We start from the raw sequence: 23,088 nt of genomic DNA on the forward strand, positions 1-23,088 counted from the left end.
TAAAACCAACGTCGTCACACCGCCGCCAGGGGACAAACATGGACAACACATCCGGCCAGGGCCCGCACGCCGCCGTGCCGCCCGAGATCGACCGCTGGAACTGGGGCGCCTTCCTGCTCAACTGGATCTGGGGCCTCGGCAACAACACGCCGCTGGCGCTGTTGATGTTCGTGCCCTTCGTCAACCTGGTGATGCCCTTCGTGCTCGGGGTGAAAGGCAGCGCCTGGGCGTGGCGCCACAAACGCTGGGACAGCATCGAGGCGTTCCGCGCCACCCAGCGGCGCTGGGCCTGGTGGGGCCTGGGCGTGCTGCTGGCCACGGTGATCGTGGTCGGCAGCGGCATCGCGTTGATGGTGTGGAGCATCAGCGCCGCTTTCGCCCAGACCGACGCCTACCGCCTGGGCGTGGCGCGCGTCACCAGCCATCCGGCGGCGGTCTCCGCGCTGGGCCAGCCCATCGTGGCCGCCAAGCCCAGCGGCAGCTTCGTCTCCACCGACGAGGCAGGCTCGGCCGAATTCACCTTCGAAGTGCGCGGCAGCAAGCAGCGCGGCGTGGTCTACCTGGAGGCCAGCCGCGTCGGCCGACACTGGATGCTGGATCACATCGAGCTGGACGTGGATCAGAGCGGCGAGCGCATCGACCTGGATCGGGTCGAGCTGTAGGACGAATCGACTTTCAAACGCGGGTGCGAAGGACGATTCGCCCTACGGCGCGAGCAATTCGATCAGCCGCGCCGCGTCGAACGGCGCCTTCACCTTGATGTCGTTATCAAAGTAACAGAACACGTCGCGCGATTTGCGCCGGGGCGGCGCCCGTTCGACGATGCGCTGCGCGTCGTCCGGCTGCCCGCCGCGGCGCCACGCGTCGATCCGCGCCGCCCAGCGCCGCAACGCAGCCTCGTTGTAGCCGCTGGCGTACAGCTCCTTGTCGCCGTGCAGCCGCAGGTAGACGAAATCAGCGGTGAGTTCCTCGCAATACGGCCATTTGCCGGCGGTATCAGCCACCACCAGCGCCACCCGGTACTGTCGCAGCAGATCGGCGAACTCGCGGGTGACGAAGCTGGGATGGCGGATTTCCACCGCGTGGCGCAGCGGCCCCGCGTAGTCGCCGCCGAATCCCACCCGCCCCGCCATCCGCTCCTCGTGCCGCCGCGCCAGCGACCGGCCGGCCGCGAAGTCGTGCGGCAGCAGCTTGAAGAACGCCTCGAACAGCGCTGCATCGAAACGCATGCTGGGCGGAAACTGCCACAACAACGGCCCCAGCTTGTCGCGCAACGCCAGCACGCCCGACGCCAGGAAGTTGGCGATCGGCCCTTCCACCTCGCGCAGGCGGAGGATGTGCGTCACATAGCGCGGCGCCTTCACGCTGAACACGAAGTCGTCGGGCGTGTCGGCATACCAGCCGGCGTAACGCTCGGGCATCTGCAAGGCATAGAACGAGCCGTTGATCTCGATGCTGGGCAAGGCGCGCGAGGCGTAGTGCAGCTCCTGCTTCTGCGGCAGCCCCTTGGGGTAGAACACGCCGCGCCACGGCGCGTAGCGCCAGCCCGAAATCCCGATCCGTACCTCGCCCATGCCTGCTCCTGGTCGCGTTTTTACAGGTGCGGTGCAGCCCTTACATCGCGGACCGCCCGTTCGGGGGCCGAATCGCCGGCTTTTCATTCCAATGTCCTGGGCACGCGGCTTGCAATCACCGCGCTGGTCGCCGCCATTCCGGCTGCGTGCTTCCTCCAGGAGATCCACCATGCGTCCCTTCGTCACCCTGCTCGCCTCCACCGCCCTCGCCCTGTCGGCCTCCGCCTTCGCCGGCAACGCCGGCGATTCGCACAGCGATCCGGCCAACGCCGCCGCCAGCGCGCCGAATGCCAAGCATCACTCAAGCAAGAAGAGCACCACCGGCAAGACCGACGTCCGCAAGAAAGGCGCCGATACCGATGCCGGCGGCACCACGGACGGCGGGGCGGGCAAATAGCAGGCCCGTAGCCGGCCCGGTCCGACAGCCCGCCGCTTGGCGGGCTTTGTCATCTGCGCCACACTGCGACAACCATCAGGACAGGGCGAGAACCCATCGGTGTGCAAGACAACGCTGAGACACGTGGCAATGCTGCTTCTGCTCATGGCAGTAGCCATATGCCTGTTTGCCCTCATGAATGGGGGTTATGCATTGCGTGAAATGGACTGGAATGAGGACGGCACCACCGATCTCGCGGAAGTGCTTGCCAGCCTCGACATCGGCAAACGCGAAATTGTCTACCGGGGAAAACACTGCCTTGAGTACTACTCGCTGAAAGACGGCCTGACTTTGAAAACGCGTTGTGGTCAGTCAGCAAGGTGAGCCCTCGCCGCATCCGTCTCCCATCGCTCCGAGCAAACGATGGCCACCGGCATACCAACGAAACACCGTCACCTGTCCTCTCTGGCTACAAAGAAAAACCCCGCCTTGAAGGCGGGGGTTTTCATGGGCGGCACTACCGGAAGATCACTCTTCCAACGGCTTCTGCTCATCCCCGCCCAGGGCCTTGAATGCTTCCGCCGTGACCGCGAGGCGGGCGCGGGCGGCGTCGATCAGGGCCTGTTGCGACAGGTACTGCGAGCGCTGGGCGTCGAGCACGTCCAGGTAGCCGACCAGCCCGGCGTCGTAGCGCGATTGCGCCACTTCCAGGCGTTCGGTCTGGCGCGCCACGGCGCGTTCCAGCGCTTCGACGTATTCCTGCTGGCCCTGCTGGTCCGACAGCACGTCCGACACTTCGCGGAACGCGGTCTGCACGGTGCGTTCGTACTCGGCGACGGCGATCACCTTGCGCGCTTCGGCCAGGTCGAGGTTGGCCTTGTTGCGGCCGCTGTCGAAGATCGGCAGCGTGATCTGGGGCATGAAGCTCCAGGCACCGCTGCCGCTACCGAACAGGTCGGACAACTGGGCGCTGGCGCTGCCGGCGTTGGCGGTCAGGGTGATGGTCGGGAAGAACGCGGCGCGCGCGGCGCCGATGTCGGCGTTGGCGGCGCGCAGCGCGTACTCGGCCTGGCGCACGTCCGGCCGCACCAGCAGCACGTCCGACGCCAGCCCTTCCGGCACGCGGGTGTTGGGCAGGGTGTCGACCAGCAGTGTGTCGGTGTCGGGCACGGCGACGGCGGCGCCCACCAACAGTTGCAGCGCGTTGCGGGCGTTGCGGGCCTGGCGCTCCAGGTTGGCCTGGCTGGCGCGCGCCTCTTCCACCGCGGCGGTGGCTTGCAGCGCGTCCAGCTTGTTGGCCAGCCCGGTTTCCAGGCGGCGGCCGATCACGCGGTCGCTTTCGGACAGGCTCTGCACGGTCTTGCGCGCCAGTTCGGCGCGTTCGTCGAACGAGCGCAGGTTCCAGTAGGCGTTGGCCACTTCGGCGATCAGCGAGATGCGCACCGAGCGCTGCGCTTCCTCGGTGGCGAGGTAGCGGCTGCGCGCGGCGTCGGACAGGCTCTTCACGCGCCCCCAGAAATCCAGCTCGAAGGCGGTGAAGCCGAGGTTGGCGTCGTAGCGCCGGCCGACGGTGGCTTCGCCGCCGGTCACGGTGCGCGGGGTGCGCGCGGCCTGCTCGCCGCCACCCAGCGCCAGCGTCGGCAGGCGGTCGGCGTTGGTGATGCCGTACAGCGCGCGCGCCTCCTGGATGCGGGCGACGGCGATGCGCAGGTCGCGGTTGTTGTCGAGCGCCTGGGCGATCAGCGCCTTGAGCGCCGGGTCGGCGAAGTAGTCCTGCCAGCCGGGAAGCGCGGCCTGGGTGTTGGCCTGCCCCGCGCTGAGCTGCACCGGCACCGGCGATGCCGGCCGCTCGTAGCGGGGCGCCATCGAGCACGCCCCGAGCAGCGCCACCAGGGGCAGCAGGGTAAAGATGCGTTGTTGCATGGCAAATCCTTGTCGAGTGCCGCGCGGGCCACCAGGGCCGCGCGGCGCGATATCAGCGGGGCCGCCGCGAGGGCGGCCCGAAACCGGGCTACCTGTGGTCATCGGCCGGCTGGTCATCGGTACCGGCCAACGGCCCACTCTTGTCCGGGAAGAACCGCCGCACCACCACGAAGAACACCGGCACCAGGAACACCGCCAGCACCGTGGCCGCGATCATGCCGCCGACCACGCCGGTGCCCAGCGCGTGCCGGCTGGCCGCGCCGGCGCCCGAGCTGATCGCCAGCGGCATCACGCCGGCGATGAAGGCGATCGAGGTCATCAGGATCGGGCGGAAGCGCAGGCGGCACGCTTCGAGCGTGGCATCGACCACGTTCATGCCGTGGCGCTGCATCTCGCGGGCGAATTCGATGATCAGGATGGCGTTCTTGGCGGATAGACCAATGATGGCGATCAGGCCCACCTTGAAGTAGACGTCGTTCGGCAGCCCGCGCAGCGTCATCGCCACCACGGCGCCGAAGATGCCCAGCGGCACTACCCACAGCACGGCGAACGGGATGGACCAGCTTTCGTACAGCGCGGCCAGGCACAGGAACACCACCAGGATCGACAGCGCGAACAGCATCGGCGCCTGGGTGCCGGACAACCGCTCCTCGTACGAGGTGCCGGACCATTCGAAGCCGACGCCCGGCGGCAGCTTGGCGGCCATGTCTTCCATGGCGTCCATCGCGTCGCCCGAGCTCTTGCCCGGCGCGGGGCCGCCGGCGATCTTGTACGACGGCACGCCGTTGTAGCGATCGAGCTTGGCCTCGCCCACCACCCAGCGGGTGGTTGCGATCTCGGAGAACGGCACCAGCGAGCCGTCGCGCTTCTTCAGCTGCAGCCGCAGGATGTCCTCAGGCTGGGTGCGGGCGTCCGGCGCGGCCTGCATCAGCACGCGCAGCACGCGACCTTCGCGCACGAAGTCGTTGGCGTAGGCGGAACCCAGCGCGATGGCCAGGGTGCTGTTCAGCTCGGCCATGTCGATGCCCAGCTGGCTGGCCTTCACCTTGTCCACGTCCAGGTAGAGCTGCGGTCCGGGCTCCTGACCTTCGGGGCGCACGCCCGCCAGGTTGGGGTTCTGCCCGGCCATGCCCAGCAACATGTTGCGGGCCTGGAGCAACTGCTCGCGACCGATGCCGCCCCGGTCCTGCAGACGGAAGTCGAAGCCGCCCACCGATGCCAGTTCGGGAATCGGCGGTACGTTGGTGGAGAAGATGAACGCCTGCTTGATGCGGAACAGCATCATGTTGGCCTGCCCCACCAGCGAATCCAGCTGCGATTCAGCGGTATGGCGCTCGTCCCAATCCTTCAGGGTGACGAAGGCCAGCGCGGCGTTCTGGCCGCGACCGAAGAAGCTGAAGCCCACCACCGACACCACGCGCGCCACGGCCGGCTGCGCGATGAAGTGCTGCTCCACCTGCTTGACCACTTCCAGCGTGCGCTCGCGGGTGGCGCCCGCCGGCAGTTGCACGATGTTGATGAAGTAGCCCTGGTCCTCTTCCGGCAGGAACGAGGTCGGCAGCTTGGTGAACAGCCAGCCGGTGGCCGCCAGGATCAGCGCGAAGAACACCAGCGACAGGCCGGTGCGGCGCAGGATGCGCGCCACCCAGCCCTGGTAGCCGTGGCTCACGCTGGCGAACTTGCGGTTGAACCAGCCGAAGAAGCCCTTGGTGCCGTGGCCGTCCTCGCCCTTCTTCACCGGCTTGAGCAGCGTGGCGCACAGCGCGGGCGTCAGGGTCAGCGCCATCAGTGCCGAAAAGAACATGGTCAGCACCAGCGTGACCGAGAACTGGCGGTAGATCGCCCCCACCGAGCCGGTGAAGAACGCCATCGGGATGAACACCGCGGTCAGCACCAGCGTGATGGCGATGATGGCGCTGACGATCTGGCCCATCGCCTTCTGCGTGGCTTCGCGCGGGGCCAGGCCCTCTTCGCTCATGATCCGCTCGACGTTCTCGATCACCACGATGGCGTCGTCCACCAGGATACCGATGGCCAGCACCATGGCGAACATGGTCAGCACGTTGATCGAGTAGTCGAACAGGTACAGGCCCAGCAACGCGCCGGTCAGCGCGATCGGCACCACGATGGTGGGGATCAGCGTGGCCCGCAGGTTGCCCAGGAACAGGTACATCACGATGAACACCAGCACGATGGCTTCGGCCAGGGTCTTCAGCACTTCCTTGATCGAGATGTCGATGAACTTGGAAGTGTCGTAGGGGATCTCCCAGTCAACCTGGTTCTTCGGGAAGTACTTCGCCAGCTCGGCCATCTTGGCGCGGATGGCGGCCGAGGTCTGCACCGCGTTGCCGTCGGGCGACAGCTTCATACCGATGGCGGCGATGGGCTTGCCGTTCAGGCGCGCCTCGACGTCGTAGGCGGCGGCGCCCAGCTCGACCCGCGCCACGTCCTTGAGCCGCACCAGCGCGCCGTTGTCGCCTTCGCGCAGGGCGATGTTGCCGAACTCCTCGGGCGTGACGAAGCGACCCTGGGTGACCACGGTGGCGGTGAACTGCTGGCCCTTGGGCGCCGGCAGCTGGCCGATCTCGCCGGTGGCGAGCTGCACGTTCTGCGCGCGCACGGCGGCCAGCGCCTCGGACGGGCTCATGTGGTAGCCCGCCAGCTTGGCCGGGTCCAGCCAGATGCGCATGGCGTATTCCGAGCCGAACAACTGCGCCTCGCCCACGCCCGGCACGCGCCGCAGCGCGTCGATGACGTTGGCGTTGACGTAGCTGCCCAGCGCGGTTTCGTCGTACGAACCGTCGGGCGAGAACAGGGTGATGAACAGCAGGTAGTTGTCGCGCGACTTCAGCACCTGCACGCCCTGCTGGCGCACTTCCTCGGGCAGGCGCGCCTCGACGCGCTTGACCCGGTTCTGCGCCTCCACCGAGGCGATGTCGAGGTTGGTGCCGGTCTGGAAGGTGAGCGAGATGCTCATGTTGCCGGAGCTGTCGCTCTCGGACGACATGTACAGCAGGTTCTCGATCCCGTTCATTTCCTGCTCGATGAGCGAGGTGACGGTTTCCTCGACCACCTTGGCGCTGGCGCCGGGATAGCTGGTACTGATCGTGAGTCCGGGCGGCGCCACTTCAGGGTACTGCGCGACCGGCAGCCCCCGCAGCGCCAGCACCCCGGCCAGCACGATGATGATGGCGATCACCCAGGCGAAGATCGGGCGATCGATAAAGAAACGGGCAAACATGTGCTCGTGCTCCTGGTTATGAAGCGGCTGACAACCCCAGCGAAGCTGGTTCGGTTTGTCGGGCGGCTCTTATTGTTTGGCGGCGCTGGCGACCTTCTTGGCCTCGGGCTTGGGCGCGGCCGGGGCGGCGCCCTCCTCGACCGGCGTCACCGGCGCGCCGGGGCCCACCTTCTGCAGGCCGTCGACGATCACCTGTTCGCCCGCCTTGAGGCCGTTGGTGACGATCCAGTCCTGGCCGGAGAAGCCGCCGGTCTTGACCGGGCGTATCGCCACCTTCTTGTCGGCGGCCACCACGTAGACGAACTGGCCCTGCGGGTTGGCCATCACCGCGCGCTGCGGCACCTTGATCGCGCCGCCGAGCGAGCCCTGGGCCAGGCGCACGGTGGCGAACATGCCGGGCAGCAGCAGGCGGTCGGGATTGCTGAACTCGGCGCGCAGCGTGACCGCGCCGGTGGACGGGTCGACCGTCTGCTCGGAGAACAGCAGCTTGCCCTTCTGCGCATAGGTGCTGCCGTCTTCCAGCACGATCTCGACCGGCACGTCGGCAGGCTTCATCTTGCCTTCGAGCAACGCCTTCTTCAGGCGCAGCAGGTCGGCCCCGGACTGGGTGAAGTCGACGTAGATCGGATCGAGTTGCTCGATGGTCGCCAGGTGCGTGGCCTCGCCCTTGCCCACCAGCGCGCCCTCGGTGACGAAGGCGCGACCGATGCGGCCGGAGATCGGCGCGTAGACCGCGGCGTGCGCCAGGTCGATGTCGGCCTGCCTGAGGGCGGCCTGCGCGCTGGCCACGTCGGCCTGCGCCTGCTTGAGCGTGGCTTCGGCCTGGTCCAGCTCCTGCTTGGACACGCCCTGGTCGTTGATCAACTGGCGGTAGCGCTGCGCGGTCTGCTGCGCGATCACCACGTTGGCGTTGGCCTTGGCGAGACCGGCCTGCGCGGCGGCCGCGGCGGCCTCCAGCGTGGCGTGGTCGATCTGGAACAGCGATTGCCCGGAACGCACTTCGCCGCCTTCGGTGAAGAGGCGCTTCTCCAGGATGCCTTCCACCCGCGCCCGGACTTCGGCGGTGCGGTAAGCGGTGACGCGACCGGTCAGGTCGCGGGTGACGGCGGCGTCGCCGGAACGGGCGGTGGCGACCACCACTTCGGCGGGCGGCATCTGCCCGCCGGGGCCGCCGGCCTGCTGCTGCCCGGCCTTGCCGCAGGCGCTCAGTGCCAGGACGACGCCCAGCAGGGGACCCAGCTTTCGGGAAAGCGTATGCATCGTGTAACTCCTGTCTCTCTGTGATTTGAATTCTTAGAGCCGCTAACACAATCCTCCTGGCATATCCCGCACGCCCCGTCCCGCCCCGAAGTCGGGGATTCGGCCCGGACCATCGTGCGACGGTGCGCAAGTCCTGCCAGGACTGCTGGGTATGGATTGTGTTAGCGGCCCGGAACGCCGGGCTCGCCGACCCGGTCGCTTGAAACCTGCGCGGCCGGCCCACCCGCCGATCGCGCAAAAAACCCGACTACTTTATTGCCGCGCCCTCCCCACCCGGAGATCGCGCGTGTGATCCATCTTGCTCATCCGACAGCCGTGGGCCTCGCTACGGCCCAGGATTGACGCCCGTCCCGACGGACACTTGGCGCGAGATACGGCAATCAGGCGGGTCGCTACGCCGCCGCCGGCGCATAGATGCGCAGGAACAACTCCAGCGAACGGTTGACCTTCCGTTCCTCCTCGGCCGGATCCAGCTCGGTACAGCCGAACACCAGCAAGGTGTGGTCATGGCTGACCAGCATGTCCATCAGGATGTGGGCGGCTTCCATCGGGTCTTCCCGACGCAGCACGCCCTTGTCCATCGCGCTTTGCAGCACCGCCGCCATCTGCCGGCGGCTGTAGACGAAACAGCTTTCGTACAGGCTCTTGGCCAGTTCGGGGAAGCGCGAGGCTTCGCTGATCAAGAGCTTGTGCATGTTGATCGCATCCGGCGCCAGCACGCGCTGACGGAACCGCATTCCGAAATTGAACAGCCGTGCGCGATAATCGCCATCGTCGGTGGCCAGCGCGGTGAACACTTCCTTCACCGCACGGGTCAGCGCCACGCAGAACAGCGCCTCCTTGTTGCCGAAGTGGTTGTAGATGGTTTGCCGCGCCACCTGCGCGCGCGCCGCCACCGCGTCGATGCTGCTGCGGTAGCCGCTTTCGCAAAACACTTCGAGCGCCGCGTCGAGAACCCGGGCGGCGCAATCGCCATGGCAGGATGGAGCGGGAGACATGGGGATGGAAGGCCGTTTTAGACTGGACGGTACAGTCTAATCCTAAATGCGAATCGACGTAAATCCTCACATCGCCAACAGGACAAGGCCGGCATCGGTGCCGCCTGGTACACAGAAAAACATTCAATCAAGCATGAAAAACGGCCGCCCGCAGGCGGCCGTCGGCCAGATAAACATCGATTCGGTCTCCGCCCCTCCACCACACCCCGCCTCAACGGACGCTCAACAAGAACGCCCCGAGCAAAGCGAGGCCCCCTCGCGGCGGCGAGGGCGGGGGGAGTGGGATCTAGTAGAAAGCGCCGTGGCTGGCAGACAAACAGTGCGACGCGCCTGGCTGTGCCAGGGGCATGCAGTCGTGGGCTTGGCGGCAATGCCGGATAAAAGGCCAAGGCGCGGCGGCGAGGGCGGGGGGAGTCGGATTGAATCAGGGAGTGCCGCTCCAGGCGCCCCACTTCTCGCGAGCACCCGGCTTAGCCGGGTGCCTGCTTCTGTCGATGCACCTGTATCAGCACCCAATTTCACCAGGCACTCAACACGGGCAGCGCCCACCCGCCGCGCCATCGGCGCTGGGAAAACGCGCCTCCAGGCAATGCCGGTAGAACTCCGCCCGGCTCATCGGCTGGGCATCCGGATGGCGCTCGCGCATGTGCGCCAGGTAGTACTCGTAGTCGTGGATGCCCACCATCAGCCGGCAGGTCTGCACCACCTTGCGCGCGGCGTCCTTCAGGCCGCCCAGCCAGTCGGAGCCCAGGCTGTAGCGCTCGAACGCCTCGCGGCTCATCGGCGCGCCGCCGCGATGCTGCGCGTGGTGCTCGGCGAGATAGCGCGCGTAGGCGTCGTCATCGTCCGGCGCGGGCGGCGGCGCGCTGCGCTCGCCCTTGAGGTAGGACAGGTCAAGCATGGGCCGGCGCCTCGCGCAACTGGATGGCGCTTTCCTGGGCGGTGGCCTCGCGGCTGGCCAGCGCGCGGCGGATGGCGAAGAACGCCGCCACCAGCATCACCACCGCCACCAGCATGAAGAAGCCGCACAGCACGGCGTTCACCTGGTTGTTGAAGGCGATGCGCTGCATGTCGGCGATGCTCTTGGCCGGTGCCAGCAGCGTGCCTTCGGCCGCGGCGGCGTTGAACTTGTCGGCGATGGCCAGGAAGCCGATCTTCGGGTTCTCGTGGAAGATCTTCTGCCAGCCGGCGGTCATCGAGGTGATGAACAGCCATGCCGTCGGCAGCACCGTCACCCAGGCGTAGCGCTCCTTCTTCATCTTGAACAGCACCACGGTGCCGAGGATCAGCGCCATCGACGCCAGCATCTGGTTGCCGATGCCGAACAGCGGCCACAGCGTGTTGATGCCGCCCAGCGGGTCGGTCACGCCCTGGTAGACGAAGTAGCCCCAGCCGGCGACCGCCACGCTGGTACCGACCAGATTGCCGAACCAGCTGCGGCTGCGCGCCAGCGCGGGAATCGCCACCCCCGCCAGATCCTGCACCATGAAGCGGCAGGCGCGGGTGCCGGCATCGACGGCGGTCAGGATGAACAGCGCTTCGAACAGGATGGCGAAGTGGTACCAGAACGCCATCATCGCGCGGCTGTTGAAGATCTCCGAGATGATGTGCGCCATGCCGACCGCGAAGGTGGGCGCGCCGCCGGCGCGGGACAGGATGGAATGCTCGCCCACGTCGCGCGCGATCTGGGTCAGCACGTCCGGACCGACCGCGAAGCCCCAGCCGTTGATCGCGGCGGACGCCGATTCCACGGTGGTGCCGATCAGCGCGGCCGGCGAGTTCATCGCGAAATACACGCCGGGGTCGAGCACGCTGGCGCAGATCAGCGCCATGATGGCGACGAACGATTCCATCAGCATGCCGCCGTAGCCGATCATGCGCATGTGGCTTTCGCGCTCGACCAGCTTGGGCGTGGTGCCCGACGCCACCAGCGCATGAAAGCCCGAGATCGCGCCGCAGGCGATGGTGATGAACAGGAACGGGAACAGCGCGCCGGAGAACACCGGGCCGCTGCCGTCGATGAAGCGCGACACCGCCGGCATCTTCAGGTCGGGCGCGGCGAACACGATGCCGACCGCCAGGCCGGCGATGACGCCGATCTTGAGGAAGGTGGACAGATAATCGCGCGGCGCCAGCAGCAGCCAGACCGGCAGCACCGAGGCGACGAAGCCGTAGCCCACCAGCACCAGCGTCAGCTGCGGGCCGGTCAGCGTGAACAGCGGTCCCCAGGTGGGGCTGTGGGCAATGTTCTCGCCGTAGACGATGGCCAGCATCATCAGCACGAAGCCGACCACCGAAATCTCGCCGATGCGCCCCGGGCGGATGTAGCGCATGTACACGCCCATGAACAGCGCGATGGGAATGGTGGCGGCGATGGTGAAGGTGCCCCACGGGCTTTCCGCCAGCGCCTTGACCACCACCAGCGCCAGCGCGGACAGGATGATGATCATCACCCCGAGCGCGCCCAGCATCACGATCACCCCGGCGAAGGGGCCGAGTTCCTGCTTGGCCATCTCGCCCAGCGAGCGGCCGTCGCGGCGGGTGGAGATGAACAGCACCAGGAAATCCTGCACCGCGCCGGCCAGCATCACGCCGACCAGGATCCACAGCGTGCCGGGTAGGTAACCCATCTGCGCGGCCAGGATCGGCCCCACCAGCGGCCCGGCGCCGGCGATCGCGGCGAAGTGGTGGCCGAACAGCACCCACTTGTTGGTGGGCACGTAGTCGAGCCCGTCGTTGCGGCGCTCGGCCGGCGTCAGGCGCCGGTCGTCCAGCTCGAACACCTTGCTGGCGATGAAGCGACTGTAGAAGCGGTAGGCGATGCAGTAGCAGGCCACCGCCGCCACCACCAGCCACACCGCGTTGACGTGCTCGCCCCGGCTGAGCGCGAGCATGGCGAAGGCAAAAGCCCCCACCAAGGCCACGACCAGCCATGTCAGCCCCGATTTCAGATTCATGCTGCTCCCCTATATGCGTTGATACGTAGTCGCATTTGAAATACTACGAACGGGCGAATGATCCGCCGCTGCGGCTGCAATCAGGATAGGGTTTTTCCCCAAGCTGACAGGGAGATTTATCTATTCGGCATCAAACCCAGGAAAAACGCCGCCGAAAGGCGGCGGCGGCGCGTTGGAAGGCACGAGCAGCGTGACGACAAAACGACACTCTTCCGCGAGAGGAATGAGGCGTGGCGCGCCATGCACGCGAATCGCGCAGCCGTTGAAGCAAGGCCCGATACGCAACACGTATCGGGCCTTGTTACTTACGGCAACACGCGAAGGTCGGTGGGATCAGGCGAGCTTGAGGCCGATGATGCCGGCCAGGATCAGCGCCACCGAGCCCAGGCGCCACGCCGTGGCGGGCTCGCCCAGCCAGAGGATGCCGAGGATCACGGTGCCGACCGCGCCGATGCCGGTCCAGATGGCGTAGGCGGTACCGATCGGCAGCGCCTTCATCGCCAGCGCGAGGAAATACATGCTGGCCAGCGCGGACACACCGAACACCAGCGAAGGGGTCAGGCGGCTGAAACCGTGGGAGGACTTGAGAGCGAGCGCCCAGACCACTTCCAGCAGTCCGGCGATCAACAGGTAGAACCAGGGGAGGATATTGGGGCTCATGGCCGTGCTCCGTTTCGTTGTCGAATGGATGGGGCCGTCCCCGATGAACCGGGATGTGCGGTCGTCCGCACACCCTGCGCCGAATGGCGACAAAAAAACGCTGCCAGCATACCGATTCGCACGGCTGCCGGCCAGGCAGGAAGTCACACGCGGGGCGTGTGTACTCCCTGCCGAAACAGTTTGGAGCGGCCGACAAACCCGGCGCAGCGATCCCGGCAAGCCGCGCGCAACGCCGACGAGCGCGGCGCGCCCAGGAAGGTTTTGCCAGCTGCGCTCAGGCGAGGCCGCGTTGCAGATCGCCGATCAGGTCCTCGGCATTCTCCAGGCCGACCGAGATGCGGATCAGCCCTTCGCGGATGCCGGCGGCGGCACGCGCCTCGGGCGTGATGCGGCCATGGGTGGTGCTGGCCGGATGGGTGATGGTGCTGCGCACGTCGCCCAGGTTGGCGGTGCGGCTGATCAGCTGCACGGCATCCACCACCCGCCACGCCGCCTCGCGACCGCCCTTGACCTCGAACGAGACGATGCCGCCGCCGCCCTGCTGCTGTCGCGTCGCCAACGCATGCTGCGGATGCGACGACAAGCCGGGGTAGAACACGCGCTCGACCTGCGGTTGCCGCTCCAGCCATTGCGCCAGCTTGAGCGCGTTGTCGCAGTGGGCGCGCATGCGGATCGGCAGCGTTTCCAGGCCCTTGAGCAGCACCCAGGCGTTGAACGGGCTGAGGCTGGGGCCGGCGGTGCGCAGGAACAGGTAGACCGGCTCCAGCAGCGCCTTGCTGCCGACCACCGCGCCGCCGAGCACCCTGCCCTGGCCGTCGAGATACTTGGTGGCCGAATGCACCACCAGGTCGGCGCCCAGCTTCAGCGGCTGTTGCAGGATCGGGGTGCAGAAGCAGTTGTCCACCGCCAGCAGCGCACCGTGCGCGTGGGCGATCTCGGCGATGGCGGCGATGTCGGCCACCTCGGTCAGCGGGTTGGACGGGGTTTCCAGGAAGAACAGTTTGGTGTTCGGCTTGACCGCCGCCGCCCACGCGGCCGGGTCGGTCGGCGCGGCGTAGCTGATCTCGACGCCGAAACGCGCGAAATAGGTGTTGAACAACTGGATGGTGGCGCCGAACAGGCCGTTCGACGCGACCACGTGGTCGCCGGCCTTGAGGTGCGCCATGCCCAGCGCCAGGATGGCGCTCATGCCGCTGGCGGTGGCCACCGCGCGCTCGGCGCCTTCCAGCGCGGCGAGGCGGGTTTCGAACGCTTCCACCGTCGGGTTGGTGAAGCGCGAATAGATGTGGCCCGGAATCTGGTTGGTGAACTTGAGCGAGGCTTCCTCGGCACTGCCGACACAGAAACTGGAAGTCAGGTACATCGCGTCCGAATGCTCGCCGAACTCGGTGCGCAGGGTACCGGCGCGGATCGCCAGCGTATCGGGATGCCACTCGTCGAAGTCGTGCATGATGCCTCGATGGATAAAAAAACAGGGGGTAAGAACCCCCTGTTATATCGCAATTCGCTGCGGTTGGATGGTAACAGTTCTCGCCTGGTCAGATCAGGTTCTGTTCCGCCACGCCGATGTTGAGATCGAGCACGCGCGAATCGCTGTCGCTGTCCTTGAACTTGGTGGATAGCGGCGACAGGCGCTTGGCCTCCAGTTCGTCCAGATAGGCGTCGCTGATGTCGCCGGTGATGTAGTTGCCGTCGAAGCACGATGTTTCGAACTCGACGATGCGCCCGCCGCTGGCCTCGCTGCACGCGGCCTTCAGCGCGTCCAGCTCCTGGTAGATCACGGCGTCGGCGCCGATCTCCTCCGCGATCTCGTCGTCGCTGCGCCCGGTGGCGATCAGCTCGGCCCGCGTCGGCATGTCGATGCCGTAGACGTGCGGGAACTTGACCGGCGGCGCGGCCGAGGCCAGGTACACCTTGCGCGCGCCGCAGTCGCGCACCATCTGCACGATCTGCTGCGAGGTGGTGCCGCGCACGATGGAATCGTCCACCAGCAGCACGTTCTTGCCGCGGAATTCCACCGCGATCGGGTTCAGCTTCTGCCGCACCGATTTCTTGCGGCTGGCCTGCCCCGGCATGATGAAGGTGCGGCCGATGTAGCGGTTCTTGATGAAGCCTTCGCGGTACGGCAGGCCCAGCACATTGGCCAGCTCCAGCGCGGCGTCGCGGCTGGTGTCGGGAATCGGGATCACCACGTCGATGTCGAGTGCCGGCACCATGCTGCGTACCTTGTCGGCCAGGCGCACGCCCATCTTCAGGCGCGCCTCGTGCACCGAGATGCCGTCGATCACGCTGTCGGGCCGCGCGAAATACACGTGCTCGAAGATACAGGGCACGAGCTTGGGGTTCGGATGGCACTGGCGGCTGTGGAATTCGCCCTCGAACGAGACGAAGATCGCCTCGCCCGGCGCCACGTCGCGCTCCAGCTTGAAACCCATGGTGTCGACCACCACCGATTCGCTGGCGACCAGGTACTCGGTGCCTTCGGCGGTCTGGTGGGTGCCCAGCGACAGCGGGCGGATACCGTGCGGATCGCGGAACGCCACCAGGCCGAAGCCGGCGATCATCGCCACCACAGCGTAGGCGCCACGCACCCGCTGGTGCACGGCGGTGACGGCGTCGAATACGATCTCCGGCGTCAGGCGCGGCCCCTGCACCCGGCGGCTCAGCTCGTGGGCCAGTACATTGAGCAGCGCTTCGGAATCGCTGTTGGTGTTGATGTGCCGCAGGTCGGTGCGGTACATCTCGTCCTTCAGCTGCTTGTCGTTGGTCAGGTTGCCGTTGTGCGCCAGCACGATGCCGAACGGGCTGTTGACGTAGAACGGCTGCGATTCGGCCAGGCTGGTCGCCGAGCCGGCGGTGGGATAGCGCACGTGACCGATGCCGGCATTGCCCAGCAGCGAGCGCATGTTGCGGGTGCGGAACACGTCCCGCACCAGCCCCTGTCCCTTGTGCATGTGGAACACCGAGCCTTCGCCGGTGACGATGCCTGCGGCATCCTGGCCACGATGTTGCAGGACCAGCAGCCCATCGTAGAGCAGTTGGTTAACGGGGGTTTTGGCGACAACGCCGACAATGCCACACATCGAAGCTAGCCTCTCGACTCAGAACATCAACAAAGACAAACCATCACTCGTAGCGCACGCGCTCGGCCAGCGGCTTGGGCAGCCACGGCAGCACCAGCCGCGCGGAGGCCTCGAACAGCGGGCTGAACATGGCATCCTGCCAGGCGCGGCTCTTGGGCACCGGGGTCAGCCCGGCGCCGATCACGATCAACATCACGAACAACAGCCCCCGCACCAGACCAAAGGCGCCGCCCAGCGCGCGGTCCAGGGGCTTGAGGCCGGTGGCTTTCAGGAATTGGTTCAAGGTGATGCGCAGCAACGTGGCCAGCAGCCACACCGCGAAAAACAGGCCGGCGAACCCGGCAAGGTAGCGCAGCTCTGCGCTGGGCAGGCCATCGGGAACCCAGGCGGCGGCCTCGTCGGCATAGCTCAGCGCCACCCACGCCGCCGCCACCCACGCGGCCAGCGCCATCAGTTCCTGGACCAGCCCGCGCATCACCGACAGCAACACCGACAACCCCAGTATCGCCAGCACTACGTAGTCGAATACCGTCACTTGCTCACCAGTTGCGGCGCGTAGCCCAACTCGGCGGCCTTCTTGCGCACGGTCTGCGCCTGCCCTTCGGACATGGGGCCGATGCGCACGCGGGTCAAGGCCACGCCTTTCACGTTCACCGGCTCGCCGTGCGCGGCAAGACCGGCGCCCTTGAGCTTGGCCACGATCTCGGCCGCCTTGGCGGCGTCGCCGTAGGCGCCGATCTGGACGAACACCTGGCGATTGGCCGGTGCGGCCGCAGCCGCGGGCTCGGCTTCGTCCAGGCCTTCCAGGATGCGCTTGGGATCGGGCGTCGGCTTGGGCTTCGGGGTAGGCGTGGGGCGCGGCGTAGGGGTCGGACGCGGCGCGGCGGTCGGCTCGGGCCGGGCTTCCGGATCGGGCACGGCGGCCTGCTCGTGCGCGGGAGTCGGCGCCGAGGCCGGGCGCTCCACCTGCTGGTTGACCAGCTTGCCCGGCAAGGCGGCGAGCGCGGCGCTGGCCGTGGTGGGGAATGGCGTCGGGCTGGGCTTGGCGGCCAGGCTGGGCGCGCTGGCCTCGATCACCACCGGCTGGCTGGCCTGCACCAGGTTCTGCGGCGGTGCCGCGTCCATCACCGTCCAGAGAACGATGAGCGCGAACAGGACCAATGCGATGGCCCCCACCAGGCGGCGCCGCGCGCGTTTACGCAGCTCCAGCAATTCTTCGCTGACGTTGTCTCGTGCCATGCTCACCGTTCACGCGCAGCCATGACCTCGGCCACGGTGTAGAAGGATCCGAAGACGAGGATTCTATCAGCTTCGCCCGCAGCCTCACAGGCGGCGGCGTAGGCTTCCCCGATCGATTGGTATTGTGTCACCCGCGCACGCGGGGCGTGTTGCCGTACCAGTCCGGCCAGCACCTCGGCGCCAGCCGCACGCGCGATATCGGGCGCGGCGACGTGCCAGTGGTCGATGCGGTCGGCCAGGATGCCGACCACGCCGGCGATGTCCTTGTCGGCCATCGCGCCGAACACCGCATGGGTGTCGGCGGCATAGCCCATGCCGTCCAGCGCCAGGCGCAGCGCATGGGCGGCGTGCGGATTGTGCGCCACATCCAGCACCGTCTGCGGCCGCCCGGGCAGCACCTGGCAGCGCGCCGGCCATTCCACTTCGAGCAGGCCGCGCTTGATGTGGCCCAGCCCCACCGGCAGGCGGTCACGCACGCTGTCGAGGATGGCAATCGCCAGGGCGGCATTGCCCAACTGGTATGGGCCGCGCAGTGCCGGCAACGGCAGCGCGTGATGCTTGCCGGCGCGGGTGGCGCACATCCACTGGTTGCCCTCGCCTTCCTTCTGCCAGGAGAAATCGCGGCCGATCAGCTGGAGGTCTGCTCCCTGCTGCGCAGCCACATCCAGTAGCGCCTGCGGCGGGTTTGGATCTGCGCAGAGCGCAGGCTTGCCTGGGCGGAAGATCCCAGCTTTTTCAAACGCGATCTTTTCACGGGTATCGCCCAGATAGGATTGATGATCGAGGTCCACGTTGACCACGGCGGCGACGTCGGGGTCGAACACGTTGACGGCGTCCAGGCGACCGCCCAGCCCCACCTCCATCACCGCCACGTCCACGCCGGCATCGATGAACTGCTTCATCGCGGCCAGCGTGCCAAATTCGAAATAGGTCAGCGACACCTCGCCCCGCGCCGCCTCGACGGCGCCCAGGGCGGCGACGATGGCGGCATCGGCAGCCGGCACCAGGTCGATGCGCACGCGCTCGTTGTAGTGCAGCAGGTGCGGCGAGGTGTACGTGCCCACCTTGAAGCCGGCGGCGCGCAGCATGGCGGTGAGCATGGCGCACACCGATCCCTTGCCGTTGGTACCGCCCACGGTGAGTACGGGAAAGCCGGGAACCAGCCCGAGCGCGTCGCGCACACGGGCGACCCGCTCCAGCCCCATGTCGATCGCGCTGGGGTGCAATTGCTCGAGGTGGTGCAACCACGCCTCGAGCGTATCGGCGGAAAACATCGTTGGACGACTCAGGCGGATACGGCGGGCTGCTTGGCCAGCAGGGTCAGCAACTGCGCGATCTGCAAGCGCATCTCGCGGCGGTCCACCACCATGTCGATGGCGCCCTTCTCCAGCAGGAACTCGGCGCGCTGGAAGCCTTCGGGCAGGGTTTCGCGCACGGTCTGCTCGATCACGCGCGGGCCGGCGAAGCCGATCAGCGCGCCGGGCTCGCCGATCACCACGTCGCCCAGGAAGGCGAACGAGGCCGAGACGCCGCCCATGGTCGGGTCGGTCAGCAGCGAGATGAACGGCAGGCGCTTGTCCGCCAGCTTGGTGAGGATGGCGCTGGTCTTGGCCATCTGCATCAGCGAGGTCAGCCCTTCCTGCATGCGGGCGCCACCGGACGCGGCCACGCAGATGAAGGGCACGCCGTTCTCGATGGCGGCCTGCACGCCGCGCACAAAGCGCTCGCCGACCACCGAGCCCATCGAGCCGTTGACGAAACCGTATTCGAACACGGCCACCACCACCGGCACCGAGTGGATGGCTCCCTGCATCACCACCAGCGCGTCGTCTTCGCCGGTGCTTTCCTTGAAGCTTTCCAGCTGGTCGCCATAGCGCTTGACGGCCTTGAACTTGAGGATGTCCACCGGCCGAACTTCGGCGCCGATCTCGAACCGCCCTTCGGCGTCGAGCATCAGGTCGAGGCGGCGGCGCGCGGAGATGCGGTTATGGAAATTGCACTTCGGACAGACGTCGAGGTTGTTTTCCAGGTCGGTGCGGTACAGCACCGAGCCGCAGGCGGAACATTTGTGCCACAGGCCTTCCGGCACGGCAGACTTGGTACCCGGCTCGCGACTCTTGATCTTGGGCGGCAGCAGTTTTTGCAACCAGCTCATGGTTCTCTCCTTGGAGCCCGTCTCTATGGGATTGCACGTCGCGGCGGGCCGTCGGCCGGTCGCGACGTCTGGGCCGCGCGCCGCCCGTGGCGCGCGCGGGGCCCGTTCATTCGTCAGGCGTCGGCGCTGTCCATCGCCGCGCGCACCTCGGCGAGGAATGCGGTCAGGCGCGCGGCCAGGCCCTCCTCGCCCGCTTCCACTTCCTGCACCAGGCGCGAGCCGATCACCACCGCGTCGGCCACGCGCGCCACGCGGCGCGCCGATTCCGCATCGCGGATGCCGAAGCCCACGCCGATCGGCAGCGACAGGTGCTGGCGCAACGTGGCCAGCTTGCTGGCCACGCTGTCGATATCCAGGTTCGCCGCGCCGGTCACGCCCTTGAGCGACACGTAGTACACGTAGCCGCCGGCCAGCCGGGCCGCGCTCTTCAGTCGCGATTCCGGCGTGGTCGGCGCCAGCAGGAAGATCTGGTCCAGCCCGTGCGCACGCAGCACGCCGGTGCATTCCTCGGCCTCTTCCGGCGGCAGGTCCACCGTCAGCACGCCATCGACACCGGCGGCCGCCGCGGCGCTGGCGAAGGCTTCGTAGCCCATCGCCTCGACCGGGTTGGCATAACCCATGAGCACCACCGGGGTGTCGGCGTCGCGCTGGCGGAATTCGGCGACCATCGCCAGCACCTGGCGCAGCGTGACCTTGTGCGCCAGCGCGCGCTCGCTGGCGCGCTGGATCACCGGACCATCGGCCATCGGATCGGAAAACGGTACACCGAGTTCAACGATGTCGGCGCCGCCGGCGACCAGCGCGTGCATCAGCTCGACGGTCAGCCCGGGACGCGGATCGCCGGCGGTGATGAACGGAATCAGCGCCTGGCGTTGCTGCGCGGCCAACTGCGAAAAGACTTTCTGGATTCTGGACATGGGTCTGGGTCTGGAAATGCGACGAGGGCGCAAGCGCCCTCCGTCGATTGAATTAGAGTTGAATGCCTTCCATGCGGGCGATGGTCGGGATGTCCTTGTCGCCGCGGCCGGACAGGTTGACCAGGATCACCTGATCGCTCGGCAGCGTGGCGGCCAGCTTCTTGGCGTGCGCCAGGGCGTGGCTGGATTCCAGCGCCGGGATGATGCCCTCGTAGCGGCACAGGTCGTGGAAAGCCTCGAGCGCTTCGCCGTCGGTGGCGGCCACGTACTCGGCGCGCTCGATGTCCTTGAGGTAGCTGTGCTCGGGGCCGACGCCCGGATAGTCGAGGCCGGCGGAGATCGAGTGGGTTTCGATGATCTGGCCGTCGGCATCCTGCATCAGGTAGGTGCGGTTGCCGTGCAGCACGCCGGGCTTGGCGTTGGCGGTCAGCGGCGCGGCATGGCGCCCGGTGTCCAGGCCGTCGCCGCCGGCTTCGACGCCGATCAGGCGCACGCCCGGCACCTCGATATAGGGATGGAAGATGCCGATGGCGTTGGAGCCGCCGCCGACACAGGCGACCACGGCGTCGGGCTGGCGGCCGATCAGGTCGATCATCTGGGTCTTGCACTCTTCGCCGATCACGCACTGGAAGTCGCGCACCAGCATGGGGTACGGATGCGGGCCAGCGCAGGTGCCGATGATGTAGTAGGTGCTGTCGACATTGGTCACCCAATCGCGCATCGCCTCGTTCATCGCGTCCTTCAGGGTCTTGGAGCCCGACGACACGGCGACGACCTGCGCGCCCAGCAGCTTCATGCGGAACACGTTGGGCGACTGGCGCGCCACGTCCTCGGCGCCCATGTAGACCACGCATTCCAGGCCGTAGCGCGCCGCCACGGTGGCCGACGCCACGCCGTGCTGGCCGGCGCCGGTCTCGGCGATCACGCGCTTCTTGCCCATGCGCCGGGCCAGCAGCGCCTGGCCGATGGTGTTGTTCACCTTGTGCGCGCCGGTGTGGTTGAGGTCTTCGCGCTTGAGGTAGATCTGCGCGCCGCCGATCTGCTCGGACCAGCGCTTGGCGTGATAGATCGGGCTGGGGCGGCCGACGTAGTGCTTGAGTTCGTAACGGAACTCGGCCATGAAATCCGCGTCGTTGATGGCCTTCTCGTATTCGAGGCGCAGTTCGTCCAGCGCGGGCATCAGCGTCTCGGCCACGTAGATGCCGCCGAACTGGCCGAAATGGCCGCGCGGGTCCGGCTGGTCGTAACGCAGGAAGTCGTTCATGTTCGTTTTCACTCCATCAGGCCGCGCGCACCGCATCGATGAACGCCGCAATCCGTTCCAAATCCTTGACGCCCCGCGCCGATTCCACGCCGCTGGACACATCCACGGCCCACGGGCGCACACGCTGGACCGCGTCGCGCACATTGTCGGGATCGAGACCGCCGGAGAGCACCAGCGGCAACGGCAGATCGGGGGGCAACAGCCGCCAGTCGAATGCTTCGCCGGTGCCGCCGGGCACGCCTTCGACGAAGGCATCGACCAGCAGGCCGCGCGCGTCGGCATAGCGGGCCGCGTATTCTAACAAATTTACATCCGGTTTTACCCGGACAGCCTTCAGGTAAGGCCGGCCGAAGGCACGACAGTAGTCGGGCGCCTCGTCGCCATGGAATTGCAGGACATCCAGCGGCACCGCGGCCAGCACCTGGCGCACGAAGGCCGGCTCGGCGTTCACGAACAAGCCGACGCTGCTGACGAAAGGCGGCAACGCGGCGCACACCGCCGCCGCGGTGGCGAGATCGACGTTGCGCGGGCTGGGGCCGTAGAACACCAGGCCGATGGCATCGGCGCCCAGCCGGGCCGCCTGACGGGCGGTGGCTGCATCGCGCAGGCCGCAGATCTTGATTCGTGTGGTCATCGGGTTTCCAGGTCAGACGATGCCGTGGCGTGGTTCGGGTTCGCTCGCCAGGCCGAATTCGGCCGGATAGCTGACCCCCGCCAGGTACAGGCCGTCGGGCATGAAGGTCGGCGGGGCGATGGTGCGATCGCGCGCCGCCAGCAGTTCGACGATCCACGATGGCGGGCGGTTGCCCTTGGCCACGTGGAGCAACGCGCCCATGATATTGCGCACCATGTGATGCAGAAAGGCGTCGGCGGCGAAGTCGCATACCACCATCTGCCCGTCGCGGCGGATATCGAGCCGGCGCAAGGTCTTGACGGGGGTCCTGGCCTGGCACTCGGCGGCACGGAAGCTGGAAAAGTCGTGCGTGCCCAGCAGCCGTTGCGCGGCGTCACGCATCGCGTCCAGGTCCAGTGCCTGGTGCATCCAGCCCACCCGCCCCGCCATCAGCGCGGGCCGCACCGGGTGATTCAGCAGCAGGTAGCGGTAATGGCGCGCGGTGGCGGAAAAACGCGAGTGGAACGCATCGGGCACCTGGCGCGACCACAGCACCGACACCGCGGGCGGCAGGAAGCTGTTCACGCCGCGCACCCAGGCCGTCAGCGGACGCTGGACTTCGGTCTCGAAATGGCCGATCTGTCGCGTCGCATGCACGCCCGCATCGGTGCGCCCCGCCGCGTGCAGCCGCACCGGGTGCCCCGCCATGCGCGACAGCGCGTCCTCCAGCGCCGCCTGCACGGTGGGCTGGTCGGGCTGGATCTGCCAGCCGGCAAAGGCGCGGCCATCGTATTCGATGGCGATGGCGTATTTCATCGGACGGGTCGG

Annotated in this window: 21 protein-coding genes; 3 read left to right on the forward strand and 18 right to left on the reverse strand. The window is 67.3% G+C overall.

Annotated elements, in window-relative coordinates:
- Nucleotides 1-38: 38 nt before the first annotated feature.
- A complete protein-coding gene (locus C556_RS0109155) occupies nt 39-662 on the forward strand; it encodes a cytochrome c oxidase assembly factor Coa1 family protein (RefSeq protein ID WP_018747945.1) in 624 nt (207 codons plus the stop codon).
- Nucleotides 663-704: 42 nt separating this feature from the next.
- Here C556_RS0109155 and C556_RS0109160 read toward each other — a convergent pair whose 3' ends face one another.
- Nucleotides 705-1,574 carry a DUF72 domain-containing protein gene (locus tag C556_RS0109160; protein WP_018747946.1) on the reverse strand — a complete coding sequence of 290 codons (870 nt, stop codon included), beginning with the start codon at nt 1,572-1,574 and terminating at the stop codon, nt 705-707.
- A gap of 169 nt (nt 1,575-1,743) precedes the next feature.
- Between C556_RS0109160 and C556_RS0109165 the strand changes: the two genes are divergently transcribed.
- Entirely contained in the window at nt 1,744-1,971 is a 228-nt protein-coding gene (locus C556_RS0109165; RefSeq protein ID WP_018747947.1) for a hypothetical protein, read from the forward strand.
- A 129-nt stretch (nt 1,972-2,100) separates the two neighbouring features.
- Complete coding sequence (locus tag C556_RS19920) at nt 2,101-2,334, forward strand: hypothetical protein (RefSeq protein WP_018747948.1); 234 nt, start codon at nt 2,101-2,103, stop codon at nt 2,332-2,334.
- 144 nt (nt 2,335-2,478) lie between these two features.
- Here the strand turns inward: C556_RS19920 and C556_RS0109175 are convergent, their stop codons facing one another.
- The 17 genes from C556_RS0109175 to truA form a co-directional block, all read right to left on the reverse strand.
- On the reverse strand, nt 2,479-3,873 hold the full coding sequence (locus C556_RS0109175) for an efflux transporter outer membrane subunit (protein ID WP_018747949.1): 1,395 nt from the start codon (nt 3,871-3,873) through the stop codon (nt 2,479-2,481).
- An 88-nt stretch (nt 3,874-3,961) separates the two neighbouring features.
- Nucleotides 3,962-7,114 carry an efflux RND transporter permease subunit gene (locus C556_RS0109180; protein WP_018747950.1) on the reverse strand — a complete coding sequence of 1,051 codons (3,153 nt, stop codon included), beginning with the start codon at nt 7,112-7,114 and terminating at the stop codon, nt 3,962-3,964.
- Between the two features lie 69 nt (nt 7,115-7,183).
- Complete coding sequence (locus C556_RS0109185) at nt 7,184-8,374, reverse strand: efflux RND transporter periplasmic adaptor subunit (RefSeq protein ID WP_018747951.1); 1,191 nt, start codon at nt 8,372-8,374, stop codon at nt 7,184-7,186.
- Between the two features lie 392 nt (nt 8,375-8,766).
- Nucleotides 8,767-9,372, reverse strand: coding sequence for a TetR/AcrR family transcriptional regulator C-terminal domain-containing protein (locus C556_RS0109190; RefSeq protein ID WP_083930526.1), 606 nt, complete (start codon nt 9,370-9,372; stop codon nt 8,767-8,769).
- 529 nt (nt 9,373-9,901) lie between these two features.
- The gene (locus C556_RS0109195) at nt 9,902-10,273 is read right to left on the reverse strand and encodes a YbdD/YjiX family protein (protein ID WP_018747953.1); all 372 of its coding nucleotides are present in this window, start codon (nt 10,271-10,273) and stop codon (nt 9,902-9,904) included.
- Nucleotides 10,266-12,329, reverse strand: a complete 2,064-nt coding sequence (locus tag C556_RS0109200; RefSeq protein ID WP_018747954.1) for a carbon starvation CstA family protein — start codon at nt 12,327-12,329, stop codon at nt 10,266-10,268. The genes C556_RS0109195 and C556_RS0109200 overlap by 8 nt, the downstream gene beginning before the upstream one ends.
- Nucleotides 12,330-12,662: 333 nt before the next feature.
- Nucleotides 12,663-12,989, reverse strand: a complete 327-nt coding sequence (gene sugE, locus C556_RS0109205; protein WP_018747955.1) for a quaternary ammonium compound efflux SMR transporter SugE — start codon at nt 12,987-12,989, stop codon at nt 12,663-12,665.
- A gap of 274 nt (nt 12,990-13,263) precedes the next feature.
- Nucleotides 13,264-14,439 carry an O-succinylhomoserine sulfhydrylase gene (locus tag C556_RS0109210; protein ID WP_018747956.1) on the reverse strand — a complete coding sequence of 392 codons (1,176 nt, stop codon included), beginning with the start codon at nt 14,437-14,439 and terminating at the stop codon, nt 13,264-13,266.
- An 88-nt stretch (nt 14,440-14,527) separates the two neighbouring features.
- The gene (gene purF / locus C556_RS0109215; protein WP_018747957.1) at nt 14,528-16,072 is read right to left on the reverse strand and encodes an amidophosphoribosyltransferase; all 1,545 of its coding nucleotides are present in this window, start codon (nt 16,070-16,072) and stop codon (nt 14,528-14,530) included.
- Nucleotides 16,073-16,115: 43 nt separating this feature from the next.
- Nucleotides 16,116-16,607 carry a CvpA family protein gene (locus tag C556_RS0109220; RefSeq protein WP_018747958.1) on the reverse strand — a complete coding sequence of 164 codons (492 nt, stop codon included), beginning with the start codon at nt 16,605-16,607 and terminating at the stop codon, nt 16,116-16,118.
- Nucleotides 16,604-17,311 carry an SPOR domain-containing protein gene (locus C556_RS22940; protein WP_018747959.1) on the reverse strand — a complete coding sequence of 236 codons (708 nt, stop codon included), beginning with the start codon at nt 17,309-17,311 and terminating at the stop codon, nt 16,604-16,606. Before C556_RS22940 ends, C556_RS0109220 begins: the two co-directional genes overlap by 4 nt.
- A 2-nt stretch (nt 17,312-17,313) precedes the next feature.
- Nucleotides 17,314-18,585, reverse strand: a complete 1,272-nt coding sequence (gene folC / locus C556_RS0109230) for a bifunctional tetrahydrofolate synthase/dihydrofolate synthase (RefSeq protein WP_018747960.1) — start codon at nt 18,583-18,585, stop codon at nt 17,314-17,316.
- An 11-nt stretch (nt 18,586-18,596) separates the two neighbouring features.
- Complete coding sequence (gene accD, locus C556_RS0109235) at nt 18,597-19,466, reverse strand: acetyl-CoA carboxylase, carboxyltransferase subunit beta (protein WP_018747961.1); 870 nt, start codon at nt 19,464-19,466, stop codon at nt 18,597-18,599.
- Nucleotides 19,467-19,579: 113 nt separating this feature from the next.
- Nucleotides 19,580-20,383 (reverse strand): tryptophan synthase subunit alpha, encoded by an 804-nt coding sequence (trpA, locus tag C556_RS0109240; protein WP_026262949.1) that lies wholly within the window; start codon nt 20,381-20,383, stop codon nt 19,580-19,582.
- A 52-nt stretch (nt 20,384-20,435) separates the two neighbouring features.
- A complete protein-coding gene (gene trpB, locus C556_RS0109245; protein ID WP_018747963.1) occupies nt 20,436-21,647 on the reverse strand; it encodes a tryptophan synthase subunit beta in 1,212 nt (403 codons plus the stop codon).
- 16 nt (nt 21,648-21,663) lie between these two features.
- Nucleotides 21,664-22,281: a phosphoribosylanthranilate isomerase gene (locus C556_RS0109250; protein WP_018747964.1), complete on the reverse strand. Its 618-nt coding sequence runs from the start codon at nt 22,279-22,281 to the stop codon at nt 21,664-21,666.
- A gap of 12 nt (nt 22,282-22,293) precedes the next feature.
- Complete coding sequence (gene truA, locus C556_RS0109255; protein WP_018747965.1) at nt 22,294-23,076, reverse strand: tRNA pseudouridine(38-40) synthase TruA; 783 nt, start codon at nt 23,074-23,076, stop codon at nt 22,294-22,296.
- Between the last annotated feature and the right edge of the window lie 12 nt (nt 23,077-23,088).

It is taken from the genome of Chitiniphilus shinanonensis DSM 23277 (assembly GCF_000374805.1).
Lineage (GTDB): Bacteria > Pseudomonadota > Gammaproteobacteria > Burkholderiales > Chitinibacteraceae > Chitiniphilus > Chitiniphilus shinanonensis.